The organism is Pseudomonas sp. K5002, assembly GCF_013386655.1.
Classification (GTDB): Bacteria; Pseudomonadota; Gammaproteobacteria; order Pseudomonadales; family Pseudomonadaceae; genus Aquipseudomonas.
Map to the genome: position 1 here is coordinate 11100 of NZ_JACARK010000585.1, position 5924 is coordinate 17023.

General features: G+C 60.5%; 6 protein-coding genes. 5 read left to right on the forward strand and 1 reads right to left on the reverse strand.

Annotation, left to right across the window (positions count from 1 at the left end):
- Window positions 1–460 precede the first annotated feature (460 nt).
- The 5 genes from HX846_RS24070 (at window position 461) to HX846_RS24090 (ending at window position 5305) form a co-directional block, all read left to right on the forward strand.
- A complete protein-coding gene (locus tag HX846_RS24070; RefSeq protein ID WP_003219143.1) occupies window positions 461–754 on the forward strand; it encodes a hypothetical protein in 294 nt (97 codons plus the stop codon).
- 246 nt (window positions 755–1000) lie between these two features.
- Complete coding sequence (gene mgtA / locus HX846_RS24075; RefSeq protein ID WP_023658814.1) at window positions 1001–3715, forward strand: magnesium-translocating P-type ATPase; 2715 nt, start codon at window positions 1001–1003, stop codon at window positions 3713–3715.
- Window positions 3716–3774: 59 nt separating this feature from the next.
- Window positions 3775–3978 (forward strand): hypothetical protein, encoded by a 204-nt coding sequence (locus HX846_RS24080; RefSeq protein ID WP_238544234.1) that lies wholly within the window; start codon window positions 3775–3777, stop codon window positions 3976–3978.
- 31 nt (window positions 3979–4009) lie between these two features.
- Complete coding sequence (locus tag HX846_RS24085; RefSeq protein WP_003217865.1) at window positions 4010–4357, forward strand: DUF2493 domain-containing protein; 348 nt, start codon at window positions 4010–4012, stop codon at window positions 4355–4357.
- 144 nt (window positions 4358–4501) lie between these two features.
- Complete coding sequence (locus HX846_RS24090; RefSeq protein ID WP_102606045.1) at window positions 4502–5305, forward strand: hypothetical protein; 804 nt, start codon at window positions 4502–4504, stop codon at window positions 5303–5305.
- 139 nt (window positions 5306–5444) lie between these two features.
- Here the strand turns inward: HX846_RS24090 and HX846_RS24095 are convergent.
- A partial coding sequence (locus HX846_RS24095; RefSeq protein WP_178966225.1) for a tellurite resistance TerB family protein occupies window positions 5445–5924 on the reverse strand: 480 nt, incomplete at its 5' end.

Here is a 5924-nt window from a genome sequence, read left to right on the forward strand (position 1 = left end):
GGCCGCTGTGCTCTTGCTGTTGATCTTGGGCGCCCCGTTAAACCACGCTGGCCGAACGCAGGCTTCGGAACCCCGCAATAAGTTATCCGGCTATTGTTACTTCACCTACCCTCCACACACCGAGCATTTATCAATAAGCACACTTGATATTGCAACTTCCCCCAACCTTCTATCTGAACAAACTCTGAACCAGTAACAATTTAAGTCATTAAACGTTGACATCCGGCAACTGCCTGAGTAAATTCCCCGTGCCTGCAACTCAGGGCCATTTTTCAACCTCACAAAAGAAGCCAATGGACACAGTATCTAGTCGTTGTCCGATCACCGTGAATGCGGCGAATCGGGCGCCAAACCCAGAAAAAATGACGGGACTCGCCTTTCCGGCCGAGTAAGCTGCGCTAGAGCCTGACGCTCCAACGTAACTGCCTCACCGGATGCCAGTCCGGTCCCGAGGTGTGTTATGACCTTTCAACTGATTGTTTTACCTGATCTGCGTACGCTGGCTAACGCCCTGCGTGCCAAATTGTGCCGCGAGCCCGTAGGCTTTTCCCCTACCCGCAGCACCTTTGTGACCTCATCCCCCCGCGTGTGCCCGACTCCCCGGGCACACTGGCGTATCTGCCCCACCACCGGCCACCTGGTCCAGCAATGGGATCACGCCGACCCTCAAGACCCACAGAGACGGGACGTTTCCAGCCTGGTCGCGCAAGCGAGCCTGATGCTGAGCCTCTACGTGGACGCTCGCGCGGCATAAGCCAGCTGGAAACAGCAACTTCCTGATTATCCGTTACTTGATTAGCTGGAGTTCTCTATGGACGAAGCCAGTAGTAGCCCGCTGCGCGTTAGTTAACTAACGCGCTGTTAGCGGGCCTGTAGAAAGTTACCCAACACTTTATTTAAACCGATCGCGAAGTCAGCGACTCGGCATGCTTTCGCTCGCCTGTCATCAGGTAAGTACCGGGTATGTTTTGTCGAAAAATTGGCGACAGGAGTACACACAATGAGCGCAGTAAAAAACCCGAAACTGCACAAGAAAAACGGCACGGATACCGACACAAAGCTGTCGATGCGTGCTGCCCGCGAAGCCCAGAACGGCCTCTCGGCAACCCTCGCCAATGTCCGGGCAACCAAGGATGGCCTGACCGAACTGGATGCCTCTGCTCGCCTGCAACGTGAAGGCTACAACGAGGTGGCCCACGACAAGCCGCCTCACGCCATCGTGCAATTCCTCCAGGCCCTGAACAACCCGTTCATCTATGTGCTGCTGACCCTCGGCGCCATCAGTTTCTTCACTGACTACTGGCTGCCACTGCAGGCCGGTGAAGAAGCCGACCTGACCAAGGTCATCATTATCATGACCATGGTCATGCTCAGCAGCCTGCTGCGCTTCTGGCAGGAGCATCGTTCGGCCAAGTCCGCCGAGGCCTTGAAGGCCATGGTGCGTACCACCGCCACGGTGTTGCGCCGCGAGCAAGTGGGCTCCAAGCCGACCCTGCGGGAAGTGCCGATGCGCGACCTGGTGGCCGGCGATATCGTGCAACTGTCTGCCGGCGACATGATCCCGGCCGACATCCGCCTGATCGAGTCCCGTGACCTGTTCATCAGCCAGGCCGTGCTGACCGGCGAAGCCTTGCCGGTAGAGAAGTACGACACCCTCGGGGATGTGACGCAAAAATCCGCCACGTCCACGGCGGCCGACCAGGGCAACCTGCTGGACCTGCCGAACATCTGTTTCATGGGCACCAACGTGGTCAGCGGCCGGGCGAAAGCCGTGGTGGTTGCCACCGGCCCGCGCACCTACTTTGGCTCCCTGGCCAAGGCGATTGTCGGCTCCCGAGTGCAAACCGCATTTGACCGCGGGGTGAACAGCGTCAGCTGGCTGTTGATCCGCTTCATGCTGGTAATGACACCGATCGTGTTCTTCCTCAACGGCTTCTCCAAGGGTGACTGGAGCGACGCGTTGCTGTTCGCCCTGGCAGTGGCGGTAGGCCTGACCCCGGAAATGCTGCCGATGATCGTCAGCGCCAACCTGGCCAAGGGTGCAACCGCCATGGCCAAGCGCAAGGTGGTGGTCAAGCGCCTCAACGCGATCCAGAACTTCGGTTCGATGGACGTGCTGTGCACCGACAAGACCGGCACCCTGACCCAGGACAAGATCATCCTCGAGCACCACGTCAACGCCTTTGGCAACCGTGATGATTCAGTGCTGACCCTCGCCTGGCTCAACAGCCATCACCAGAGCGGCATGAAGAACCTGATGGACCAGGCGGTCGTACAGTTCTCCGAGCAGAATCCGAAGTTCCAGGTGCCGTTTGCCTACAGCAAGGTGGATGAGTTGCCGTTCGACTTTATTCGCCGTCGCCTGTCGATCGTGGTCAAGGACGCGCAAAACGATCACCTGCTGGTGTGCAAGGGTGCGGTCGAGGAGATGCTGAGCATTTCCACCCACGTGATGGAAGGCGACGTGGCCGTCGAGCTGGATGATCGGCGTCGCAACGAGTTGCTGGCGATTGCCCAGGACTACAACGAAGACGGCTTCCGGGTGCTGGTGCTGGCCACCCGCAACATTCCCCAGGCACTCGCCCGCAAGCAGTACACCACGGCCGATGAGCGCAACCTGGTGATCCGTGGTTTCCTGACCTTCCTTGATCCACCAAAGGAAACCGCTGGCCCGGCGATCGCTGCCCTGCGCGAAATTGGCGTGGCGGTCAAAGTGCTCACCGGCGACAACGCCATCGTCACCAGCAAGATCTGCCGCCAGGTCGGCCTGGAGCCAGGCGTACCGTTGCTGGGGACGGAAATCGAAGCGATGGACGACGCCACCCTCAAGCTGCGGGTCGAGGAGCGCACGGTGTTCGCCAAGCTGACGCCGCTGCAGAAGTCGCGGGTGCTCAAGACCTTGCAGTCCAACGGCCACACCGTGGGCTTCCTCGGCGACGGCATCAACGACGCTCCGGCCTTGCGGGATGCCGACGTGGGCATCTCGGTGGACAGCGCGACGGACATTGCCAAGGAATCCGCCGACATCATCCTGCTGGAAAAGAGCCTGATGGTGCTGGAAGAAGGCGTGCTGAAAGGTCGCGAGACCTTCGGCAATATCATGAAGTACCTGAACATGACCGCCAGTTCCAACTTCGGCAACGTGTTCTCGGTGCTGGTGGCCAGTGCGTTCATCCCGTTCCTGCCGATGCTGTCGATCCACCTGCTGCTGCAGAACCTGATGTACGACATCTCCCAGCTGGCCTTGCCGTGGGACAAGATGGACAAGGAATACCTGGCCAAGCCACGCAAGTGGGACGCGAAAAACATTGGCCGCTTCATGATCTGGATCGGGCCGACCTCGTCGATCTTCGACATGACCACCTTTGCCCTGATGTGGTACGTGTTCTCGGCCAACAGCGTGGAAATGCAGACCCTGTTCCAGTCCGGCTGGTTCATCGAGGGGCTGCTCTCGCAAACCCTGGTGGTGCACATGCTGCGCACCCGCAAGATCCCGTTCTTCCAGAGCAACGCCGCATGGCCGGTGATGATGATGACCTGCATCGTGATCGGGCTGGGCATCTACGTACCGTTCTCGCCGCTGGGCGCGATGGTTGGCCTGGAGCCGCTGCCACTGGCGTACTTCCCATGGCTGGTGGGCACCCTGGTCGCCTACTGCTGCGTGGCACAACTGATGAAAACCCTCTACATCCGCCGCTTCAAGCAGTGGTACTGATCAACCGCCCCTGAAAGCACTGGCTATCGGTAGATAGCCAGTGCACGCGGAGACAGACAATGAACACACTTATGAGCTACCTCGACAACGCTGCTCGCGCGCTGCTGGTGTTCGGCCTCGCCCAGGCGGCCAAGGCGGTGATGGTGCTGGGCGTACGGCTGTACGTGCGCAACGTGCTCAGCGCCGTGGAAATGCGCTTCATGCTGGGTTTTTCCAGCAGCTTGAACAGCACCTGCATCCGCTTGCTGCGCCCGCGTCGATAAATGGCAATACGCACTACAAGGAAAGATCACCATGCGCGTCTTGATCTGTGCAGGTCGTCATTACGCCGATACAAAAATGTCCCGCCAGGTGCTGGACGCCTACCACCGCCTGCGCCCGGTGCAGGTGTTGATCCACGGTGGCAGCCAGTTCCTGGGCAGCGACGTGGAAGACTGGGCCCGGGAAACCGGAGTGGATGTGGTGCGTTACCCACCCAACTGGCAACGCCATGGCAAGCAGGCCGAACGCCATCGCAACCAGTTCATGCTCACCGACAGCCGGCCCGACGTGATCATCGCGCTGCCCGGCGGCGACGACACCTCGGAACTGGTGAGCCAGGCCAGGGCCAGTGGCATCCATGTGCTGACTGTAGACAGCTGAATCAACCCTTATTGGAGTATCCAGGCATGAACGAAGAACCCCGTTGTAGCGGTACCCCGTTGCACACTTTTTTCTATTTGAAACATGGCGCGTCCCTGCCAAGTCCGGTCGGGGCGCGCCACCGGCTGTTGATCGAGGTTCACCATGTACAAGAAACACACCCCTGACGGTTTCGCCAAATACCGCAACCGCACCACCCACGTTACCTTCCATCCCCTGCCCGCCTCCAAGCTTCGGGCAGTGCGGCGCAACCTGATTTTCGTCGGCGTGACCGCGGGCATCATGCTGGTGCTCAGCCTGATGTCGAATGCCCATGCGGCAGGCGGCTCCTACGTGGTCGACGACGGCGCAATCAACGCCCCGGGCGAATGCAATGTCGACGCCTGGTTCACCGCCAACCGGCACGCTGGCTCAACCCACAGTGAAACCCTGGCGCCGGCCTGCACCTCCGCTGCCATTCCTTGGTTGCAGTGGACTGCCGCCGTGTCCCGGGCCAACCATGATGGCGACGGCGAAACCCAAGTGAATCCGCAGCTCAAGGCGCAGTTGTGGGCCCGGGAAGACCTGGGCCTGGAACTGGCCGCGTCTGCCGGCGTGCATTACGCGCTGAACCGCCGGCACTCATTTGATGGCGCGGACTTGAATGTGCCGTTTACCTGGCAGCCCATGGAGGCCCTGCGGCTTAACTTCAACGCCGGCTGGAGCCACGCTTATAACGACGGCGACCAGACCCATCGGCCGACCTGGGGCACCGGGTTTGAATACAGCCTGATGGACTCACTGACACTGATCGCCGAACGCTACGGCCAGCAAGGCGGCGACCAGGCGTGGCAAGCCGGGCCGAGGATGCATATCGGCAAGAATGTGGACGTGGACCTGGTGGTAGGACGCAGTTTGATCGGGGATCAGCATCAATGGCTCACGACGGGGGCCACACTGCGGTTCTAACCCGCAGACGATGACCCCTGTGGCGAGGGAGCTTGCTCCCGCTGGAGTGCGAAGCGCTCCCAAAGATTCCGGGGCCGCTACGCAGCCCAGCGGGAGCAAGCTCCCTCGCCACAGGCTTGGTATGACCGTAAATAGCGATTTAAACCTGCCCCTTGGCCTGCTGCTCCAGATGCACCTGCAACGCAGGATCAATCTTCAACTGCGCCGCCAGCTCATCCAGATAATTGCGCTCCGCGTCCCGCTGGTCATCCACCAGCAGCACACTGACCAGGTACACCTCCGACGCCACCGCCGGGTCGCCGGCAAACTCGGCAAAATCCGCCGCATTCAACGGTTTGGCCACCTCGGCATCCAGCCACGCCTGCAATTGCGGGTCATCGGTGTGCTTGCCGATCTCGGCCGAGATCATCTGCTGCTCCCGCTCATCAATCTCGCCATCCGCCTTGGCTGCCGCGATCAATGCACGCAGCACGGCGTGGCTGTGTTCTTCGACCTGCGCGCCAGACAACTGGTCAACCGTCTGCAACGCCTGCTGCGGCGCCGACGCCTGTTGCCGCTGCCAGGCCTGATACGCCTGGAACGCCATCATCCCCAACGACGCCAGCGCCGCGTAGTTGGT